The sequence below is a fragment of the Philodulcilactobacillus myokonensis genome (assembly GCF_027923585.1).
Taxonomy (GTDB): Bacteria; Bacillota; Bacilli; order Lactobacillales; family Lactobacillaceae; genus Philodulcilactobacillus; species Philodulcilactobacillus myokonensis.
This window is the reverse complement of sequence record NZ_BRPL01000002.1, coordinates 805595-826557: the sequence shown is the minus strand read 5'-3', so window position 1 is coordinate 826557 and position 20963 is coordinate 805595. Positions and strand designations below refer to the sequence as shown.

The 20963-nt window shown below is 33.2% G+C and carries 19 protein-coding genes and 1 riboswitch; of the genes, 11 read left to right on the top strand and 8 right to left on the bottom strand.

Going from position 1 to position 20963, the window contains the following annotated elements; genetic code table 11:
- The first annotated feature begins 84 nt into the window (after positions 1-84).
- Positions 85-1188 (top strand): NAD(P)/FAD-dependent oxidoreductase, encoded by a 1104-nt coding sequence (locus tag WR164_RS04375; protein ID WP_286136334.1) that lies wholly within the window; start codon positions 85-87, stop codon positions 1186-1188.
- A 2-nt stretch (positions 1189-1190) separates the two neighbouring features.
- On the opposite strand, the gene WR164_RS04370 is transcribed toward WR164_RS04375, so the two are convergent.
- Positions 1191-1592, bottom strand: coding sequence for a reverse transcriptase-like protein (locus WR164_RS04370; protein WP_286136333.1), 402 nt, complete (start codon positions 1590-1592; stop codon positions 1191-1193).
- A gap of 33 nt (positions 1593-1625) precedes the next feature.
- Between WR164_RS04370 and WR164_RS04365 the strand changes: the two genes are divergently transcribed.
- The 7 genes from WR164_RS04365 (at position 1626) to WR164_RS04335 (ending at position 9338) form a co-directional block, all read left to right on the top strand.
- Positions 1626-2012 (top strand): EbsA family protein, encoded by a 387-nt coding sequence (locus WR164_RS04365; protein WP_286136332.1) that lies wholly within the window; start codon positions 1626-1628, stop codon positions 2010-2012.
- 22 nt (positions 2013-2034) lie between these two features.
- Complete coding sequence (locus tag WR164_RS04360) at positions 2035-3693, top strand: formate--tetrahydrofolate ligase (RefSeq protein WP_286136331.1); 1659 nt, start codon at positions 2035-2037, stop codon at positions 3691-3693.
- Positions 3694-3723: 30 nt separating this feature from the next.
- Positions 3724-4164 carry a signal peptidase II gene (gene lspA, locus WR164_RS04355; protein ID WP_286136330.1) on the top strand — a complete coding sequence of 147 codons (441 nt, stop codon included), beginning with the start codon at positions 3724-3726 and terminating at the stop codon, positions 4162-4164.
- 9 nt (positions 4165-4173) lie between these two features.
- Positions 4174-5082 (top strand): RluA family pseudouridine synthase, encoded by a 909-nt coding sequence (locus tag WR164_RS04350; protein WP_286136329.1) that lies wholly within the window; start codon positions 4174-4176, stop codon positions 5080-5082.
- A 116-nt stretch (positions 5083-5198) separates the two neighbouring features.
- Positions 5199-5732 carry a bifunctional pyr operon transcriptional regulator/uracil phosphoribosyltransferase PyrR gene (gene pyrR / locus WR164_RS04345; protein ID WP_286136328.1) on the top strand — a complete coding sequence of 178 codons (534 nt, stop codon included), beginning with the start codon at positions 5199-5201 and terminating at the stop codon, positions 5730-5732.
- A gap of 29 nt (positions 5733-5761) precedes the next feature.
- Positions 5762-6862, top strand: coding sequence for a carbamoyl phosphate synthase small subunit (locus WR164_RS04340; protein ID WP_286136327.1), 1101 nt, complete (start codon positions 5762-5764; stop codon positions 6860-6862).
- Positions 6852-9338 carry a carbamoyl phosphate synthase preATP-grasp domain-containing protein gene (locus WR164_RS04335; RefSeq protein WP_286136326.1) on the top strand — a complete coding sequence of 829 codons (2487 nt, stop codon included), beginning with the start codon at positions 6852-6854 and terminating at the stop codon, positions 9336-9338. Before WR164_RS04340 ends, WR164_RS04335 begins: the two co-directional genes overlap by 11 nt.
- Before the next feature lie 60 nt (positions 9339-9398).
- Here the strand turns inward: WR164_RS04335 and WR164_RS04330 are convergent, their stop codons facing one another.
- Entirely contained in the window at positions 9399-11117 is a 1719-nt protein-coding gene (locus WR164_RS04330; RefSeq protein WP_286136325.1) for an Rqc2 family fibronectin-binding protein, read from the bottom strand.
- Between the two features lie 126 nt (positions 11118-11243).
- Here WR164_RS04330 and fakB point away from each other — a divergent pair, with 126 nt between their 5' ends.
- The 3 genes from fakB (at position 11244) to WR164_RS04315 (ending at position 13415) form a co-directional block, all read left to right on the top strand.
- A complete protein-coding gene (gene fakB, locus WR164_RS04325; RefSeq protein WP_286136324.1) occupies positions 11244-12122 on the top strand; it encodes a DegV family protein in 879 nt (292 codons plus the stop codon).
- Between the two features lie 11 nt (positions 12123-12133).
- Positions 12134-12232: riboswitch (THF riboswitch) on the top strand.
- Between the two features lie 63 nt (positions 12233-12295).
- Positions 12296-12823 (top strand): folate family ECF transporter S component, encoded by a 528-nt coding sequence (locus tag WR164_RS04320; protein ID WP_286136323.1) that lies wholly within the window; start codon positions 12296-12298, stop codon positions 12821-12823.
- A 28-nt stretch (positions 12824-12851) separates the two neighbouring features.
- A complete protein-coding gene (locus tag WR164_RS04315; RefSeq protein WP_286136322.1) occupies positions 12852-13415 on the top strand; it encodes a hypothetical protein in 564 nt (187 codons plus the stop codon).
- Between the two features lie 465 nt (positions 13416-13880).
- Here WR164_RS04315 and WR164_RS04310 read toward each other — a convergent pair whose 3' ends face one another.
- The 6 genes from WR164_RS04310 to parE all read right to left on the bottom strand — a co-directional run bounded on the left by WR164_RS04310 (position 13881) and on the right by parE (position 20824).
- Complete coding sequence (locus tag WR164_RS04310) at positions 13881-14105, bottom strand: hypothetical protein (RefSeq protein WP_286136321.1); 225 nt, start codon at positions 14103-14105, stop codon at positions 13881-13883.
- Between the two features lie 121 nt (positions 14106-14226).
- The gene (msrA, locus tag WR164_RS04305) at positions 14227-14760 is read right to left on the bottom strand and encodes a peptide-methionine (S)-S-oxide reductase MsrA (protein ID WP_286136320.1); all 534 of its coding nucleotides are present in this window, start codon (positions 14758-14760) and stop codon (positions 14227-14229) included.
- Between the two features lie 12 nt (positions 14761-14772).
- A complete protein-coding gene (gene msrB, locus WR164_RS04300) occupies positions 14773-15201 on the bottom strand; it encodes a peptide-methionine (R)-S-oxide reductase MsrB (protein WP_286136319.1) in 429 nt (142 codons plus the stop codon).
- A gap of 158 nt (positions 15202-15359) precedes the next feature.
- Positions 15360-16301: a manganese-dependent inorganic pyrophosphatase gene (locus tag WR164_RS04295; RefSeq protein WP_286136318.1), complete on the bottom strand. Its 942-nt coding sequence runs from the start codon at positions 16299-16301 to the stop codon at positions 15360-15362.
- 94 nt (positions 16302-16395) lie between these two features.
- A complete protein-coding gene (parC, locus tag WR164_RS04290; protein WP_286136317.1) occupies positions 16396-18849 on the bottom strand; it encodes a DNA topoisomerase IV subunit A in 2454 nt (817 codons plus the stop codon).
- Positions 18850-18865: 16 nt separating this feature from the next.
- Positions 18866-20824, bottom strand: coding sequence for a DNA topoisomerase IV subunit B (gene parE / locus WR164_RS04285; RefSeq protein WP_286136316.1), 1959 nt, complete (start codon positions 20822-20824; stop codon positions 18866-18868).
- Positions 20825-20963: the final 139 nt, after the last annotated feature.

Genomic DNA, 20963 nt, shown 5'->3' with positions numbered 1-20963 from the left:
ATTATTCTTTTTAGAATAATTTTTTTATTATAAGTAAATAGTCAAAAGTTACTTTAACAAAACAATAAAAAAGGAAAAATAAAAATGAAAAAAATAGCAATAATCGGACAAGGCATTATTGGAAGCACTACTGCATATTATTTATATAAAATGTTTTCATCAAATATAAAAATTACCATTTTTGATAAAAGAAGGGGACAAGCAACAAAAGCTGCAGCCGGAATAATTTCTCCATGGGTATCAAAAAGAAGGAATCAACAATGGTATCATTTAGCCAGACGTGGTGCAGATTTAATTCCAAAATTAGCACGTGAAACTCACATGCCAACTGATGTATATAATCAATGTGGAACAATTATCACACGTGATACAAAGAAAAAGTTAAGTGAACTTTATCAATTAGGGCAAAAACGGATGCAAGAAGCACCCGCAATGAAATCCATTCAATATTTATCATCATCTGATGTTAAAAATATGCTTCCTTTTCTATCCAAAACATTACCCGGAATTATTATTAAGGGTGGTGGTAAAATTGATGGTGCTAAATTTTCAAATCATTTATTAAAACAAATTCCTGAACAAATTGTTAATTTAAAATGTGGAGAAGCAACTTTAGTTTCCGATCAACAAATTAAATTTCAAAATCATATTGAAAAATTTGATAACATCATTGTTGCTGCTGGTGCTTGGACTAAAAAAACACTACAACATATTAACGTATTAGCTGACATTCGAGCACAGAAAGGACAATTGATTGAGTTATCTATCCACAATCAATTTAAGAAGGATATGCCTGTTCTTATGCCAGAGGGGGAATATGATGTTTTACCATTTTCTAATGGAAAGATTATAATTGGTGCAACTCATGAAGATGATAAAACATTCGATTTAAAACCAACTAATAATGCTAAACAAAAACTATTAAATAGTGCTAAAAAAATAATCAATGGGTTAGATGGTTCAAATGTTATGAAAACTAAGGTAGGCACAAGAGCTTATTCAAGCGATTATGGTCCATTTTTTGGAATCATCCCAGGTCATGATCATTTATTAATGGGCGGTGCTTTGGGATCGTCAGGATTAACAACTGGGCCAATTATCGGTAAATTCCTTGCTAAACAAATCTTATCTGATCAAAAACTAGATTTTAATTATTATGAAAAACCAATTAATAAATATTTTAAATAAAATCATTTAAAACTATGAAGGGCTTGTTGAGCTAATTGATGAGCACCTTCATTTTTTGTATCTGGAATCCAATTATTAAAAACATCATTGAATTGATTTTGCTGAATTAAAATTTGATCAACAAATTTTTGATAATGTTTGGCGTATTGTTTTAGTAAACTTTGATATACAATTTTACTATCGGTATAGTATAATATAAATGAATTATAGTCATGGTTTCTATTAACAAGATGTTTTAAAATCTTAAATCCATCTAAGCAGGCTTCAAATTCTGCTGAATGATTGTCTAAAGATTTTAAATGTTTTTTGATTTGTAATTGTTTATGATTATGAATGATTAAAATTCCGGCGGCGGTTTTATTTTGATGATATAAAGCTGCCGCATCCGTATAAAGTTTATACATTTAAAAGACCTTCTTTGGGAAGTGATTTATTAATTGTCAGAACATCGTCATTTTTTATACCAACCATCCCCACTTAATATTATTATCATCTGGAGCTGGACGTTCATTATACTATTGTTAGGAATTATTTTTTGGCTGGAAATTACTCATTATCAGTGGATTACGTCATTCTTTTTTATTTTATTTGTTGTTGTTGCATTTAGTCAAATTAGATTTAGAAGAATTACAATTAATAATAATCAAATGATAATTGGAAAAGTATTAAATCCAAAATGGATGGTGGTTAATTTAAATCAAGTTAAAGTCAATCAAGCTAGGAGAAATTCATTAACAATTAATATCAATGATCATAAATTAAACTTAACATTATCCTCTAATTCAGTGATTGAATTAAAAACGATTATTCAAAGTCATAATTAATAAATAAGGAGCAATCATTTAAATGAAAACAGATATTGAAATTTCTCAAGATAGTGATATTGAGCCAATAGAAAAGATTGCTCAAAAATTAAATTTATCTAGATCCCAAATTGAATTATATGGTGATTATAAAGCTAAAGTTAAATTACCAATCAAAAATCAAAATACTAAAAGAAAATTAATTCTAATGACTTCCATTAACCCAACGGCTGCCGGAGAAGGCAAAACGACGGTTACAATCGGTTTGGGGGATGCCCTAAACCGGCTAAAATATAAAACCGCAATTGCGTTAAGAGAGCCTTCTCTAGGACCAGTAATGGGTATAAAAGGTGGTGCAACTGGTGGTGGACACGCCCAAGTTATCCCAATGGAAGATATTAATTTACATTTCACTGGAGATCTCCATGCTTTAACAGAAGCAAACGATACTTTATCAGCATTAATTGATAATCATATTCACCATGGTAATCAACTAAATTTAGATCCAAGGAGAATTACATGGAAACGGGTCGTTGACATTAATGACCGTGAACTTAGACATGCTGTGATTGGATTAGGTGGACCCACTTCCGGTGTTCCAAGAGAAGATGGATTTAATATCACGGTTGCAAGTGAATTAATGGCCATTCTATGTTTAAGCAATAATTTAATGGATTTAAAACAAAAAGTAAGTAAAATTTTAATTGGCTATACTTATGATAGAAAGCCAGTCACTGTTAAAGATTTGGGAGTTACCGGGGCGATTACTTTACTGTTAAAAGATGCAATTAAACCTAATTTAGTTCAAACTTTAGAACATACTCCTACCTTCGTTCATGGTGGACCATTCGCAAACATTGCCCATGGTTGTAATAGTATCTTAGCTACTAATGCAGCTTTAAATACAGCAGATTATGCGATTACTGAAGCTGGTTTTGGATCCGATCTTGGTGGCGAAAAATTTATGGATATTACATCTAAAAAATTAGGTAAATATCCAGATGCCGTTGTCATTGTTGCCACAGTTCGTGCATTAAAATTAAATGGTGGCATGAATAAGAATGATTTAAATTACGAAAATACTGGCGCATTAAAACGTGGTGCAGATAATTTAGCTCATCATATCCATAGTATGCAGCAATATGGCAAACCAGTGATCGTTGCCATTAATCGTTTCACAAGTGATACTGATAAAGAAATTAATTTATTAGAAGAATATATTAATCAACTTGACGTCAAATCATACGAAACCAATGTTTGGTCTAAAGGTGGCGCTGGAGCCGAACAATTAGCTAAAGCGGTCGTTGCCGCATGTGATCGACCAAGTCAATTTAAACCACTTTACCATGATAGTGATTCAATTATGGATAAATTAAATGCCATTGTTAAAAATATCTATGGTGGTGATGGCGTCGAATTAAGTTATAAAGCTAAAAGGCAGATTAAACAACTAGAAAAATTAGGTTGGGATAAGTTACCACTATGTATCGCTAAAACACAGTATTCATTAACTGATAATGCAAAATTATTAGGTAATCCCAAGCATTTTAAGATTCACGTTAGGGGAATCGAACCAAAGTTAGGTGCCGGTTTCATTGTTATTTTAACTGGAAAAGTCTTAACAATGCCAGGATTACCATCCCATCCAGCAGCTTTAGATATGGATATTGATAAAAATGGTAAAATTAAGGGATTATTTTAAAAATAAATTTTTAATGAAACGGGGACAACTATGCCAATTATCTACGCAGTTATTTTCATATTTGCCTTAATTGGAATTGATCAATGGGTAAAGGAATTAGTTACGGTTCATTTGACTTTAAATCAGACAATTCCTTTAATTCATCACGTGGTTTCACTTACTAACCTTCACAACAGTGGGGCTGCATGGAGCATTTTAACAGGGCAAAATTGGCTTTTTGAAATTATTGCCGCAGTTGTTTTATTTATTCTGGCATACTATCTTTTTAAATATCGTCGTCATTTTATTTATACGTTATCATTATCGATGATTATTGCTGGAACCATTGGAAATCTAATCAACCGTTTTATTCAAGGATACGTCGTTGATATGTTTCAACTTGATTTCATCAATTTTCCAGTTTTTAATATTGCTGATAGTTGTTTAACGATTGGAGTTTTAATTTTAATTATTGCAATTATAAAGGAGTAAAATCATTAAATGCGTCAATTGCATTTACAAATAACAACTCAAAATGGACGCTTGGATAAAGTTATTTCAAACCAATTTCCTAAATTGAGTCGTTCAAGAATCAAGAAATTAATTGATCAAAATCAAATTTTGGTGAATAATCAAATTGAAAAACCAAATTATAAAGTGAACAATGGTGATCAAATTCAAGTTAAATTATTAGAACCTAAAAAATTAAATTTAAAACCTGAAAAAATTCCCTTAGATATCGTTTACGAGGATAATGACGTCATAGTTGTAAATAAGCCACAGGGGATGGTCGTTCATCCAGCACCCGGTCATCCGGATCATACTTTAGTGAATGCGTTACTTTATCATACGCCGTTATCAAATATTAACGGAACTTTTCGTCCTGGAATTGTTCACCGGATTGATAAGGATACATCGGGACTACTGATGGTTGCCAAAAATAATAACGCTCACCAATCTTTATCAAAGCAATTAAAAGATAAAAGCAATATTAGAAGTTATATTGCTTTAGTCCATGGTAATATTAAAGAAAACGGTGGGGTGATTGATGCACCACTGGGACGATCAAAAAAGAATCGCAAAATGCAGGCGGTGGTTGCTGATGGGCGACAAGCTGTTACCCACTTTAAAGTCTTAGAACGGTTTAATCGTTATACATTAGTTAAGTGTCGATTAGAAACGGGAAGAACTCATCAAATTAGGGTTCATATGAAATACATTGGACATCCCTTAGTTGGAGATCCACTGTATGGGCCAAGAAAAACAATTAAAGGGCATGGTCAATTTTTACACGCAAATACATTAGGATTTAAACATCCAATCACAAATCAAGAGATGCTATTTCATGCGCCACTACCTAAAATTTTTCAGGAAACTTTAGACCACTTAAGAAAAGAATTTTCTAATTAAAATTTGACAACTGATTTTGTATTGTTTCATGATAGAATATAATAAAATTAATTAAAGGTTACTTATGTATGATATATGAGTAACCTTTTTAATCATAATCATCAGGAGGATAACAAATGGAAAATATTGTAATCAATAAAATGGCAATGCAACGTGCTTTAACACGAATTACATACGAAATTATCGAAAAAAATAAAGGTGTTAACAACCTAGTAATTATTGGAATCAAAACCCGTGGTGTTTTTCTTGCAAAGCGAATTGCTAATCGTTTGGAAAAATTAGAGAACGTAAAAATTCCGGTAGCAAGTATTGATGTTACAAATTACCGGGATGATATTGAACACGATAAACAATCGCCCAAAAAAGTATCAGTTACTAACGACAATATTTCAGTCGAAAAGAAAAATGTGATTTTAGTGGATGATGTCTTATATACTGGAAGGACTGTTCGGGCAGCATTAAGTGCCATTTTAGAATTAGGCCGACCTAGAACAATTCACTTAGCAGTCTTAGTTGATCGTGGCCATCGCGAGTTGCCAATTCGAGCTGATTTTGTTGGTAAAAATATTCCAAGTTCTCAGTCCGAAAAAATTAGGGTGCTCATGAAGGAAATTGATGGTAAAGATCTAGTAGAAATCATCAAAAATTAACTGGTGATTAAACTAAAGGAGATCAGCTGATGGCAACACGTTATTTAATACTTGAAGATGGCACTGCATACCAAGGAAAAGCTTTTGGCTCAAGGGCAACCACTACTGGTAAAATTATTGTTAATTCTAACATGCTAGGGTATCAAGAAATTATTACCAATCCCATTTATCATGATCAGATCATTGTTTTTACCCAACCGTCAATTGGTAATATTGGAATTAATCATAAAAGTTATGAATCAATTTCAACTAGCATTAAGGGTGTCGTAACCCATGAATATTCAGATATTTCTACTAATCGACTTAGTAAATTATCACTTGATGATTTTTTGAAACAGAGGAACATCCCTGGAATTAGTGGCATCGATACAAGGGAACTAGCTCATCATTTAAGAAAACACGGTGCGATGAAGGCTAGTCTTGTTGATGTTGCTGATCAGCATGCTTTTGATCAATTAAATGCCACAGTTTTAACGAATCAACAGGTGTCACAGGTCGCAACGCCTAAACCATACCCCAATCCTGGAACGGGTTTAAATATTATTGTAATTGATTTTGGATTGAAACATGGTATTTTGAAACAATTATCAGAACGCCATTGTGACACCATTGTTTTGCCATGGAATGTCGATAGCAAGAATATTTTAGATTTAGATCCAGATGGAATTATTTTATCAACCGGACCTGGCTCACCGTATGACCTTCCAAAATCAGTCCTTAAAATGATTCAAAATGTTCAAAAACGAGTTCCATTGTTTGCCATGGGATTAGGACATGAATTATTTGCATTAGCTAACCATGCTAGTTTATATCAATTAAAAATTGACTATCACAATAGTAGTCATCCAATCAAAGAAATTATCACTAACCATGTTCTATATGCTTCCCAAAATCAAGAGTATTCCGTTGATAACCAATCAATTCAAAATAGTAACTTAATTGTTACTTATCGTGATTTAGTTAATCGTACCATCCAAGGGCTAAGGCATCGTGATTATCCAGCTTTTTCTGTTCAATTCTCACCGGATGGCGGACCCGGGCCAACCGACAGTGTCGATTTATATGACGAATTTCTAGAAAATATATCTTCTAATATGAATAAGAGGAGTTCAAGAAACGATGAATTTTAAATTTCATAAAGTGTTAATAATCGGCGGTGGGCCATCTTCAATTGGCCATGAAAATGAACTAGATGCTGCAACTTTTCAAACCATTTTAACATTTCAAAAATTTAATATTGAAACGGTTCTACTAGATAATAATCCCTTTACATTAACAATGGATTTATTACCTGATCAAGATATTTTTATTAATGAAATTAATTATTCCAATGTTTTAAAACTAATTAAAAAAGTTCATCCCGATGCAATTTTACCAACCCTTGGAGGTCTGCATGCAATTAGGCTTTGTAAAGAACTCATTCATCAGAATATCTTAAAAAATCAGGGCATTAAATTGTTAGGTGCATCTCAATTAGCAATTTTTATGATTAATAATCCCATTAAAATGGGACGAATCATTAAAAATATTCATGAAAATATCGTTCCATCAACGATCGTTAGCAGTAGAGAAAATGCCGTTTATATTGCTAGAAAAATCGGTTTGCCAGTTATTATTAAGCCCGTATCAAAGCACCACAGCCCGTATCGTCAAAATTGTAAGAATTTTAACCAATTAGATCATGCTTTAGATAATTTTTTCAAGCATTCTAGTAGCCACCAGTGCATCGTAGAAAAGAGTATTGTTGGTTATAAAGAATTAGAGACCATTGGGATTCGGGATGAATCGGGGACAAAGATTTTAATTTCTGGCCTCGAAAACATCGATGCTGTAGGAATTCATTCGGGAGATTCAATTATCATTACACCATTTCAAACGATTACTGATCCTGAATACCAAAAGATTCGAAATGCTACTTTTAAAATTATGGATGCCCTTAGGGTAATTGGCTTTTGTCACGTTCAGTTTGCATTGGATCCAACGACTAAACGTTTCTTTGTAACTAAAATCACACCTAGTTTTAGCCGTAGTATTACATTAGCAGCTAAAGCCACTAACTATCCAATTGCCGCCGTCTGTTCGCAATTAATCCTGGGGCGAACGTTAGAACACGTTTCACTACCGTCCAAATATAGCCACTTGATTCCAATTATGGAACCAACTTTAGATCACGTTGTGATTAAAATGCCACTTTGGCCGTTTGACAATGTTCCTAAGGCTAGTCACCATTTGAATACAGTCATGAAATCGGTCGGTTCAACAATCGGAATTGGTAGAACGATTGAAGAAGCGATGTTAAAAGCGTTAAGAAGTTCTCAATTTAGTCCCCGCGATGTTTTACCAAGCATGCAAAATTTAAGTGATGATAATATGATTAATCAGTTAATTCATCCTAGGCAAAATCGGATTTTAGTATTAATTGAAGCATTAAGGCGTGGCTATAGTCCGGCAGAATTAGCTGAATTAACTAAAATTGATCAATTTTATTTTTATAAATTGAGGAATTTACTGGTAGTTGAGAATGAAATTATTAACCATCCCCTTCGATCATCAACGGTAAAAGCTGCCCATAATAGTGGATTTGGGGACGGAATGCTTGCTGAAACGTGGAATGTGCCAATTGAAAAAATTTTTGATTTAGGTCAAAAATGTCATTCAATTCCTACGTATAAAGCAATTGAATCAACAGCAGGCGAAGTTCTGAATACAAGTTCTTCATACTACAGTAGTTATGAAAAAGAAAATGAATCCCATCGTTTTAAATCTGATTCAGCATTAGTAATCGGCCGTGGTGGAAATCAATTAGGGCCAAATACTGCCGCAGATTATTATACCGCCCAAACTTTAATTCAATTGCATCATTCGGGATATCAAACCATTATTATGAATAATAATCCGAATTCTATTTCGCTATGTCCTAAAATAAGCAATAAACAATACATTGAACCCATTCAATTGGGTAATATTTTAGATATCATCTATTTAGAGCAACCCAAAATAATTTTCATCCCTGGCAATCGACACTATTTAGTTCGAGAATTAAGCAAGCGTCATTTTAAAATTGCAATTATTCCGCCAGATCAAGAAACAGGAGTGCTAAGGGACTCTAAAGCTTCATTTGGCATTGATTTCTTTGTTACCGCTAACCATTGTCACCCAATTTCCACTGTTCAATTTAATTTAAAGCAACCTCAACAATTAAAATTAATTTTTAAATATATGGCACCATTAAAAATGTCCTCTAGGGTAATTAAAAATTTAACATCACAAGCAATAAATGAAATTAAATCATCCTCCGAGTGGCATGGATTAGTCCAAGCATTATTCATTCATAATCAAAATGGAAACCATTTAATTGGAGTCAGACCACTTAAAATCACAGAAACGGTCTTTTTAAATCGAGTAACTGGGATTAATTGGATTCATGAATTAATTAAATACTATACCCATCAATTGGATCGGAACAAACTAATTCATTTGTTAGAACATCAAGAACAAAAGCATTTAGAAATGGTGGCTAAATTTCCATTTAGGCAATTGAAAGTTAGAACCAAAAATGGTCTAGATTCTCAAATTGTTGGAGCTAAAATTGAACCGAAACAATGATTAAAAGCACTATCGAATCAATATAATTCGGTAGTGCTTTTTAAATCATTAATTTAAAATTTAAGCTTTAGATTGGTTGGAACGTAATTTCTGAATCACTGATTCTTTAGGCGTAACACTTAACGTCTTTTGATGCCGATAAATAACAAATCCCGGTTTAGCACCATTCGGTTTAGATAAATTTTTAACCGGGACATAATCAACTGGAACGTTGGCAGATTCACGTGCTTTTGAAAAGTAGGCAGCTAACGTTGCAGCTTGAATTAATGTTTGATTATCGGGATGGTTCGATCTAATGATTACATGTGATCCGTGAATCTTCTGGGTATGCATCCAAATGTCATTTTTATTAGCAGTCCGCATGGTTAATTTATCATTTTGAAGATTATTTTTGCCAACTAAAATGGTAATTCCATTATCAGATGTAAAATGTTCTGGATGACTACGGTGGCGATTACGATTTTTCTTTTGATGATGCTTCTTGATGTAACCACCGTTAGCTAGTTCTTCTTTAATTTCATCTAAATCATCCGGATTGGCAATTTCAATTTGGGATCGAATATTTTCAAAATAATCAATCTCTTGATTAGCATTTTTAAGCTGTTTAGTAACATATTTTTGAGCATGTTGCTTTTTACGATACTGTTTAAAATACCATTGAGAATTTTCAGAAGGAGATTTTTGAAGTGATAATTGAATTTTAATTGGCTTTTGCTGTTGATAAAAATTAGGTAGGGTAATTTCTTTCATCCCAGATTTAATTTGGTTCAAATAGGTGGTTAAAATTTCACCCTTGACTTTATATTCATCCGCATGTTCAGCCGATTTTAAAGTTCGATTAAGTTTTTTAATTTTGTTTCGATTCTTTTTTAATTCATTTTTAACAACCCGAATTAAAGCTGCACCACGTTCTTTGACCCGTTCACGCTCAGTTTTATCACGATAATAAAAATCTAGTAATTCACTTAGCGTCTGAAATGATTTATTTTGATGATCTAAATCATTAATAAAAGGATAGACCATAAATGATGATTGATGCCGTTTATTAATCACTAACGTTGGTTTGGGATGATCATAATGGTTAAAGAATTGATTAAAATTATTAACCAGTTGACCAGGACGATGTAAGTACCCAGCTAAAAATTCAGCCGTATCCTTGCCAATCCCTTGAACTAAATGTTGAAGGGCGTGTGCTAAAACATCCTGGTTAGGATACTTTCTAATCAATGCATTTAATTGGTCAAAAGCATCAAAATGAAATGGTGAAATTTGGTTCTGTTTAGGTGGGTCAATGTAAGTAGAACCTGGTAAGATGGTTCGATACCGGTTTTTATCCGACCCAATCCGCTTAATTGCGTCAATGATCCGTTTAGATTCATTATTAATTAAAATAATATTACTGTGCCTTGCCATGATTTCGACAATTAATAAAAGATCTTCAATATCACCAATTTCATTTCTAGTTGTAAAATGAAAATGGATAATACGATCGTTATTAACCTGGTGAATTTGTTTTAAAACACCACCGCTTAGATATTTTCGAAGTGTCATAGTAAAGTTAGTTGGAACCGATGGATTGGTGTAAGGGACGTTTGTAATTTGGGCCCTTGCAAATGACGGATTAGCTGATAATAATAAATGATAATTATGACGATGTGATCTAATGGTCATAATAATGTCATTAGCATATGGCTGATTAATTTTAGCAATTCTGCCGCCATTTAAAGTTTGATTAAATTCGTTTACCATTGAATGAATAAATGATCCGTCAAATGACATATAACTTGCCTCCTTAAAATAGTAACGGACTTCATTATAACAAAAGTTTTGCATTATCGATATTTACTACTTTATGTTGATGTTATAATATTATATATAATTATTATAAAAGGGTGAACTCAATTAATGAAAATTGCTGTGGTAACAGATAGCACTGCTTATTTATCTCATAAGGAGCGGGATGCTTATAATATAAAGGTTATTTCAATCCCCCTTGTGATTAATGGCAAAACTTATCATGAGGGTGTTGATATCAGTACAGATGACTTTTACGATCAACTAAAACAAGCTGATCAATTACCAACAACATCACAACCACCAATGGGTGAAGTGATTAAAGTATATCGTAAACTAGCTAAAGAAGGCTATGATGCTGTTATTAGTATCCACCTTGCCAGTACCATTTCTGGTTTCTTGGACCAATTAAAATCAGTTGCAAAATCAATTAAAGACATTAAAGTAATCCCATATGATTCAAAAATCACTGTTAAATTAATGGGTTATTTAGCAATGGCGGCTGGTAAAATGGCTCAAGAAAATCTTTCTGTTGATGAAATTATTCATGAATTAAATCGTTTAAGGTCAACTATCAATGAAGTCTTTATTGTCGATGATTTAAAGAACTTAGTTAAGGGTGGTCGACTTTCAAATGCTTCTGCCTTAATTGGTAGCTTATTAAGGATCAAACCGTTATTAACTTTTGATAATCACACTGATAAAATCGTTGCTTTTGATAAGGTAAGATCTAGAAAAAGAGCTTTAAAACGATGTGAAGAACTTTTTAAACAAAGCGTTCAGAAGGTTGATTATCCTGTTAAAGCTATTATCATTAATGGTAATGACCCAAAAGGTGGTGATGTATGGGCAAAAAACATTCAGCAAATTTATCCGAACATGACCGTTGAGCAAAGTTACTTTGGTCCAGTAATTGGGACCCATTTAGGTGCCAAAGCCTTGGCCATTGGTTGGATGAAAGATTTTGATAAAGAATTTGATCAACAGTAACTTATGATTTAGTTGGGGTAGAACATAACGCGTTAAGTGCCATTGGAACGGAATGTGGACTTTGGACGAAAAGGCGTTTATCTTGCGATGTTATGTTCACATTCGCCACATTATATTATTTTTAACTCTTAAAATTATATAAAGGTGGCAGCTCCATTTTAGGAGATGTCAAAATGATTTGGAAAATGAAGAAGTTAAGTGTATCTGATGTTGCAATTTTAGGGATGTTAATTGCTGTTAATTTTATATTATCGAGATTTACATTTTCCAGTAAATTTCTGCAAATTGATTTTGTATTTATTGTTACAGCATTAATTGGTCAGTGGTATGGCCCAATATGGGATGGAATTATCGCCGGCCTTTGTGATATTATTAACACACTATTAAGCGGTGGTGGTTATTTCCCTGAATTTACAGTATCCGCAATTTTAGGAGCAATTATTTATGGTTACTTTTTTTATGCTAGGCAGAACATTAGCTGGAAGCGAATCATTGTTGCTCAATTATTGGTGACTATCATTGTAAATGCATTTTTAAATACTTTATGGTTACTAATTATTAATCATCAAATGCCAGTTTCATTATTAGTAATTAGGTTAATCAAAGAAGTAGCTGAGTTTCCCATCCAAATTTTTTGCATTTATGTAATATGCAATGCACAAAGTATCCAAAGAGTTAAAAATTCAATCGATCAAAAATAATTTTTGATTGAAAGAGGAGATTGTTAACTTGAGAAGTAGTAGTCAAATTTTAAATATGCCTTTAGCTAATGCTTTGAATGATAGAGATACGCTCATATTCTTAATTAAAGTATTACCCATGGCTGATTGTGAAAATATTGCCCATCAATATCGCATTTATAGTTTTGAAGATGCTCTTAAAGAATCAGCCTTAGGAATTGCTACGGCAGATAATTTTGTTAAACGTTGGGAACATATTAACCAGCAAACGATGGCTAGCAGCTCAGAAACGTTAAGCAATTTACTTAAATCAGTTGGATTACCATTGGATGAATCTAGAAACGGAATTGTTGGTTATGATGCTGAAGATATTAATGACAGCGTTCATTTTAGCAATGTTGTGAAAACTAAAAAATTAAGCAAGATTACAAGCCAAATTGTTCCCAAAAATTTCTGGAATTATCGATCAGGCAGAAACCATATTAGTGATATGTATAAAAATTGGTTAGATAAGGCTGTTGACCAATTTATACATAATGGTAATTCAGTTCATGAGTTCTTGAATGAAATAACTAAAAAATGCTGCAGCATTATTCAAAAATATCAAAGATAAATTTAAATATTTAAATCAAAAAGCTTGGATTATATCCAAGCTTTTTGATTTGTTTAGTTTGTTAATAGAGGATAGTTAATTCTTCTACTTTACATAATACATATTATGCGAAGTTAATATAGTAAGGCTACATGTCAAGCCGAAATGCAACAAATCAACATTTTAGTAGCAAAGTTTTTTAACTTCACGTTGAAATTTATAGTTCGCATTTTTCCATTTTAAAGTCCGTCTAGGACGTTCATTAATTTCATCAAGTGAAATTCGTTTAAAGTTCGTTTCCTTAGGAAAGAAAATATTCATACAGTAAATGATTATGATATTCGTTATAATCACATTCATGTGGTGAATATGGATGAGCAAAATATGCTCGGATGTAAGAACACATTAATTAATAATTTTATATATGATTTGTAAAAAAGCACCTGTAATTTAATACAGATGCTTTTTTATTAATTTATTGATATTCTAAAATTTCTTTTCAACTTTATAATGATTGCTATTCTTTTCATCTTTTTCTTTATCATTAACTTCAAACAAAAGATGTTTATTATTTTTGGAATCTTTAACCATTACCAGCGTATTTTTCTGATTCCTTTTATCAGCTTTAATTTGAGCAGTTTTAATGATTCCATTTGGATTAATATCAGAAGCAATTGCGTTACCAGGATTAAATAAAACATCTTCACCCATAATTTAATCACCCTTTCTTACTCTTTCACCTAAATCATATTACTATTATCTATATCATGCTATGATTTGCATTTTAAATTATAAAAAGCACTAAATTATCAAAAAATTTAGTGCTTGAATTCTATTTGTTATTGGAATGTGTTTGCCACTTGTTTTTAATAAAATTGGATCTGCCACCCATTTCTTCCATTTGAAACCGAAGTGGGTTCTTTTTGTAAAATCCTTGGTGATAATCTTCAGCCGGATAAAATGGCTTAGCATCTTCAATCTTGGTTACAATTGGTTCATCAAACATCCCACTGTTCTGTAATTTTTTCTTTGATGCTTCAGCAATCTTTCTTTGTTCATCGTTTTTAACGTAAATAACCGGGCGGTAGCTATCACCACGATCTTGAAATTGTCCCATCGCATCGGTTGGGTCAGTTTGTCGCCAGTAAATATCCACTAAGTGCTTGTAAGACATTTTATCTGAATCAAAAACAATTTTAACTGCTTCTGTATGACCAGTGGTCCCACTGCAAACTTGTTCATAAGTTGGATTTTTAACGTGTCCGCCAGTATATCCAGAAATAACTTTTTCAATGCCAGGGACTTCATCAAATGGCTTCACCATACACCAGAAACAACCGCCAGCAAAAATAGCTGTATCTTTCATTAATACTTCCTCCTATTTAACTAATTTTAAATATTTACCATAGCCCTTTGCTTCCATTTGATCCTTAGGAATGAATTTTAAAGAAGCAGAATTGATACAGTATCTTAAGCCACCTTGATCTTTAGGACCATCTGGGAAAACATGGCCTAAATGTGATTTAGCATCCCGACTTAACACTTCATTTCTTACCATTCCATGGGAAGTATCAACTTTAGAATTTAAAGCATCATCATTAATTGGTTTAGTAAATGATGGCCAGCCACATCCAGCATCATACTTTGTATCGGAACTAAACAATGGTTTTCCACTGACAATATCAACATAAATACCAGGCTTGTAGAAATCATCATATTTACCCGAATATGGCATTTCAGTTGCACCATTTTGTGTTACTTGATACTGTTCAGAATTTAATTTAGATTTTTGATTTTGATAGTCCATAAATGATCCTCCCTTAGAAATAATACTAAAGCTTAAATTAACTTATATTATAAGGATAAATATTTTGAACTAAAACACAAATATAATGCTTATTAATTACAAGTAAAAAAATAAGGCTTCATAGTTAATATGAAGTCTTATTTAATGCTTAAATTAATTTATTTCTTGCCTAATGCCTTTGTTAATGGTGGAACAACTTGCTTCTTTCTAGAAACAACGCCAGGTGCTTTCATCATTCCATCAGCATCTAATTTTCCATTAAATGCTTGTTCAACAGCTAATTTAGGATCACCAACAGCAATTAAATCAGAATCACTGTTTAAAACATCGGTAACCATTCCCAAGAATAAATCATAACCTTCAGATTTATTTTCATCAGCCATTGCCTGTTTAACTTCAGCTTTTCGTTTTGTAATATCATTTAAATCAACCACGTTAATTTGAGCGATTCGAATTGATTTGCCACCAAGGGTATATGACTTAGCATCCGTATCAATTAAGGTCTTAGCATCTTTATCGTCGACGTTAGTCCCAGCCTTTAATTCCTTAATGCCATATGCATGAATATCATCAACACCAGCAATTTTAGCAAGGTCCTTAATAATTTTTTTATCAAAAGGAGTTGTTGTTGGTGATTTTAATAATAAAGTATCAGAGATAATAGCTGACATCATCATTCCAGCAATTTTCTTTGGAACTTCAACACCATATTTATCAAATAATGATTTGATAATACTGCAGCAGCAACCCCAAGGTTTAGCAGTATAGTACATTGGTTGTGGTTTACTAAAATTAACTCGATGGTGATCAACAACGTGGGTAACGGTAACCTTATCAATGTCGCTAACACTTTGTTGTGATTCATTATGATCAACTAACATCACTTTATTAACTTCTGGAAGTGCTGATTTGATTACTCTAGGTGCTTTAACGCCAAAGTAATCTAATGCAAATTGGGTTTCATCATTCGGTTTACCTAAAGCAACCGCTTCTGTATTTTCACCACGTTTATTTTCTAAGTAAGAATAACTGATGGCAGAAGCAATTGCATCAGTATCTGGATTTTGATGTCCAAAGACAAATTGTTTATCTTTACTCATTTAAGAATCATCCCTTAATTAGATTTTAAATGTTTATTTTAGTATATTATATCATAATTATTTAAACGATGTTGATTAAATCAGTAATCATAGCCTATTTAAACCATAAATTAGTAATTTGAACCGGACGGCCTTCCTTTTTAACATCCAACACGTTAAATCCATTGCTAGTCCGGGCACTTAAATTATATTCGGACGGTAAAATATCATGGCTACGTTTACGATCGGTATAAACCCTTAGTGGAAATGGTTGATTATCATCATCAAATTTAATTTTGATAAAGTCATTAATTTGATGTGGATCACGTTTTAATTTCTTTAGAACTAACATTCCCTTGGTTCCACGATTTGTAATTGGAATTTCCTTTACAGCTAATTTTTTAAAAAAGCCCTTTTGGGTAATGATTCCAATCTGATCTTGATCATCAACTAATTGAGCATCAGCAACTAGATCACCATTGTTTAAATTCATTGATTTAACTCCCATGGTTCTAGCACCAGTGATGGAAATTTGTGCTAGATCGTATCTAGTGGCTAATCCCTGATTGGAAATTAGCAAAATGGTTGTTTTAGGTAAATCTGGTTTTAGATACAAAACATTAACAACGATTGATTGATTAGCCTTCATTTTTTGGTAAACCGTGGCATGGCTATGATAATTACGTCCTGGTTTTAGTTTGCTTACTAGGGTTCGTTTAATATGACCATCATTAGTAGCAATCAAGAACATCCCACTCGCTTCTTTTAAAGATTTGAATGGATATGTTGCAATAATTTCTTCATTATGATCTAATCCAATGGTCTGTGAAATATGCTCTCCAGTTTCCTTCCACCTTGCATCAGCAATCTCATAAACGGGACGGTAAATTAAATGCCCCTTATTAGTAAACATAAAAAGACAATTTCTGGTATTTAATTTTTTCATAAAAATCGGATAATCATCCGGCTTCAATCCATTCTCGTTTCGATTTGATGCTTTATATGAACGAATACTGCTCCGCTTTAAGTAACCATCATGACTAACTAAAACGACAACGTCTTCATCTGGAACGGTAACATCAGTGCTAATTTTCAAAGGTGTAACTTTTGCTTCAATTTTTGTCTGGCGTGGTGATTTATATTCTTTTTCAATCTTTTGTAGTTCATTTCTTAAAACGGTATCTAAAACATCATGATTGTCCAGAATTTGATGGAAACGATTGATTCGCGCGTTCAAATCATCCATTTCACGTTTTAAAGCTGAAACATCTGTATTACTTAATCGGTATAGTTGTAAAGTAACAATTGCTTCAGCTTGACGGTCAGAAAATTCAAATGATTTCATTAAATTATCTTTTGCGTCACGGCGATTCTTACTGTGGCGAATTACTTTGATGACTTGACTTAAAATTGACATAGCTTTAATTAAACCACTAACAATTTCTTTTCGATCAAGGGCCCTATGTAAATCAAAATCGGTTCGCTTGGCAACGACAGACCGTTGAAATTCTAGATATGATTGTAAGAATGTCTTTAACGGTAATCTTTCTGGACGCATATGATTAATTGCAATCATGTTAAAACTATATGAAATTTGTAAATCAGTATTTTTAAATAAATAATTCAAAATTCCATCGGCATCAGCATTTCGTTTTAATTCAATCATGATTGAAAGTCCATTACGGTCACTTTCATCCCGAACTTCAGCAATTCCTTCAATCTTACGACTAATTCTGATTTCATCAATTTGTTTAACTAGCTGAAGTTTATTAACGTCATAGGGAATTTCTGAAACATGAATCTGCTGTTTTCCGCCACGAATCTGCTCAATTTTAGTCTTGGAACGAACGGCAATCCGTCCATAACCGGTTCGATATGCTTCTTTAATTCCATCTAGTCCCTGAACAATTCCACCGGTCGGAAAATCAGGTCCCTTAATAAACTGCATTAAATCATCTAATGATGCATCGGGATTCTTTTGTAAATAAATTAATGCCCGAATCACTTCACCCAAATTATGTGGCGGGATATTAGTGGCGTATCCGGATGAAATTCCGGTTGCACCATTAACCAATAAATTAGGGAAACGTGACGGCAAGACAGTGGGTTCATATTCGGTATCATCAAAGTTTAAAACCCAATGAACCGTATTTTTATCGATGTCACGTAACATTTCACTCGCAATTTTACTTAAGCGGGCTTCAGTATATCGCATTGCGGCTGCGGGATCACCATCCATTGAACCGTTATTTCCGTGCATTTCAATTAACGGTTCCCTTAATTTCCAATCCTGACTCATTCGAACTAATGCTTCGTAAATTGAGCTATCCCCGTGGGGATGAAAGTTACCCATAACGTTTCCGACTGATTTGGCTGACTTTCTAAAAGCTTTATTAAAAGTATTACCGTCCTTATTCATGGCATATAGGATTCGCCTTTGAACTGGTTTTAATCCATCACGAATATCCGGTAAAGCTCTTTCTTGAATAATTGATTTGGAATAACGGCTAAAACGTTCACTCATAATCGTTTCAAGCGTTAATTTCTCGATGTTTTGCCCATTCTTCAAGAAGAAAACTCCCTTCTTATTTATTATTTGTGTTATCTAAAATGCTGCCATTTTCTTCTAAATTAAATTGAACATGGTCTTCAATCCATTTTCTGCGGGGTGCAACTTTCTTCCCCATCAGCGTTGTAACTCGTTTTTCAGCTAACTGGGCATCATCAATGTGAACTTGAATTAAAGTTCGATGTTTTGGATCCATAGTGGTCTCCCATAATTGATCCGCATTCATTTCACCAAGCCCCTTAAAACGTTGGACAGAATAATGTTTGCCAAAATCCTTTACTTTACGATTTCTTTCTTCATTTGTCCATGCATAGGCAATTTTATCTTTATGATTGGACTTCTTTTGAATTTTAAACAAAGGTGGTAATGCAATGTAAACTCTTCCATCATCAATCATTGGACGCATGTATTTATAGAAGAATGTTAATAAAAGAATTTGAATATGGGCACCATCATCATCCGCATCGGTCATGATGATGATCTTATCATAGTTAGCATCAGCTAATTTAAATTCAGATCCAACACCAGCGCCAACCGTGTAGATCATCGTACTAATTTCTTCATTTTTCATAATATCAGATAAATTAGCACGCTCAGTATTAAGCACTTTCCCTCTTAAAGGTAAAATGGCTTGATGACGACGATCGCGACCCTGCTTAGCTGAACCACCGGCTGAATCACCTTCGACTAAGAACAATTCATTCTCACTTGTATCTTTAGATTGGGCCGGTGTTAATTTACCTGATAATAGACGTTCCTGCTTATGGTGCTTTTTACCATGAAGGCTTTCCTCACGTGCTTTTCTAGCAGCTTCACGTGCTTTTTTAGCCTTAGTTGATTTCTTAACTAGTTGTCTAGCAAATTCACCATGTTCCATCAGGTAGTAGCCTAATTTCTGGTTAATAACACTATCAACGACTGAGCGAGCTTCCGGAGTTCCTAATTTTTCCTTCGTTTGACCTTCAAATTGAAGTAATTCTTCTGGAACCCTTAATGAAATAATGGCAGAAAGACCTTCCCTGACATCTTTTCCATCTAAACTTTTGTCCTTTGCTTTAAGTAATCCTTCACGTTTAGCAAATTCATTGAAAGCTTTTGTCCAGGCACTTCTAAATCCGGTTTCGTGGGTTCCACCTTCTTTAGTTCGAACATTATTAACGAATGATAAAGTATTTTCAGTATAGCCATCATTATATTGGGCAGCAACTTCAACTTCAATGCCCTTTTCTTTACCATCAAAGTACATTACGTTTCCTAATGTATGCTTATTTTCATTTAAATATTTAACGAATTCTTTGATTCCATCATTATATTGAAAAACATCTTCACGTTTGGGACGAACCCGTTCATCGTCTAAAGTGATTTTTAATCCCTTTAATAAAAATGCTGATTCCCTTAGACGTTCCTGCAAAATATCATAATTAAAAACAGTGGTAGTAAAAATACTACTATCCGGTTTAAATGTGACAACCGTTCCACTATGTTCATTCGTTGGGCCAATTTTTTTCAAAGTACCAACCGGATGACCACCATTTTCAAAATGTTCTTGATATTTATTGCCATTACGGACAATCGTGACGGTTAAACTAGTCGAAAGAGCGTTAACAACACTTGCACCAACACCATGAAGACCACCGGATGTTTTATAATCATTCTGATTAAATTTCCCGCCAGCGTGTAGGACGGTAAAAATAACTTCAGGGGTCGGTTTACCAGAAGGATGCATTCCAACTGGCATCCCACGACCATGGTCAACGACTGTAATGCTATTGTCTTTATGAATTGTGACGTGAATTCGATTTCCAAAACCAGATAATGCTTCGTCAATTGCATTATCAACAATTTCATAAACTAAATGATGAAGACCTGCACTATTGGTTGATCCAATGTACATTCCTGGACGTTTCCGAACTGCTTCTAATCCTTTTAGGATTTGAATCGAGGCATCATCATAGCTGGTCTCTTTATTTGCCATCTTTTATAAGACTCCTTTAGTATTTATTTTGATTAATATTAAACTAATTAACATGAAACGATATGTAAACATAAATTTACTTTCAAGTGAAATTGCGTTCCAGTTAAAACATGCTAAAATTAAATTTAGACCCAATAAT

Coding starts and splice junctions, on each gene's coding strand:
- WR164_RS04375 (WP_286136334.1), top strand. CDS start 85: ATGAAAAAAATAGCAATAATCGGACAAGGCATTATTGGAAGCACTACT.
- WR164_RS04370 (WP_286136333.1), bottom strand. CDS start 1,592: ATGTATAAACTTTATACGGATGCGGCAGCTTTATATCATCAAAATAAA.
- WR164_RS04360 (WP_286136331.1), top strand. CDS start 2,035: ATGAAAACAGATATTGAAATTTCTCAAGATAGTGATATTGAGCCAATA.
- lspA (WP_286136330.1), top strand. CDS start 3,724: ATGCCAATTATCTACGCAGTTATTTTCATATTTGCCTTAATTGGAATT.
- WR164_RS04350 (WP_286136329.1), top strand. CDS start 4,174: ATGCGTCAATTGCATTTACAAATAACAACTCAAAATGGACGCTTGGAT.
- pyrR (WP_286136328.1), top strand. CDS start 5,199: ATGGAAAATATTGTAATCAATAAAATGGCAATGCAACGTGCTTTAACA.
- WR164_RS04340 (WP_286136327.1), top strand. CDS start 5,762: ATGGCAACACGTTATTTAATACTTGAAGATGGCACTGCATACCAAGGA.
- WR164_RS04335 (WP_286136326.1), top strand. CDS start 6,852: ATGAATTTTAAATTTCATAAAGTGTTAATAATCGGCGGTGGGCCATCT.
- WR164_RS04330 (WP_286136325.1), bottom strand. CDS start 11,117: ATGTCATTTGACGGATCATTTATTCATTCAATGGTAAACGAATTTAAT.
- fakB (WP_286136324.1), top strand. CDS start 11,244: ATGAAAATTGCTGTGGTAACAGATAGCACTGCTTATTTATCTCATAAG.
- WR164_RS04320 (WP_286136323.1), top strand. CDS start 12,296: ATGATTTGGAAAATGAAGAAGTTAAGTGTATCTGATGTTGCAATTTTA.
- WR164_RS04310 (WP_286136321.1), bottom strand. CDS start 14,105: ATGGGTGAAGATGTTTTATTTAATCCTGGTAACGCAATTGCTTCTGAT.
- msrA (WP_286136320.1), bottom strand. CDS start 14,760: ATGAAAGATACAGCTATTTTTGCTGGCGGTTGTTTCTGGTGTATGGTG.
- msrB (WP_286136319.1), bottom strand. CDS start 15,201: ATGGACTATCAAAATCAAAAATCTAAATTAAATTCTGAACAGTATCAA.
- WR164_RS04295 (WP_286136318.1), bottom strand. CDS start 16,301: ATGAGTAAAGATAAACAATTTGTCTTTGGACATCAAAATCCAGATACT.
- parE (WP_286136316.1), bottom strand. CDS start 20,824: ATGGCAAATAAAGAGACCAGCTATGATGATGCCTCGATTCAAATCCTA.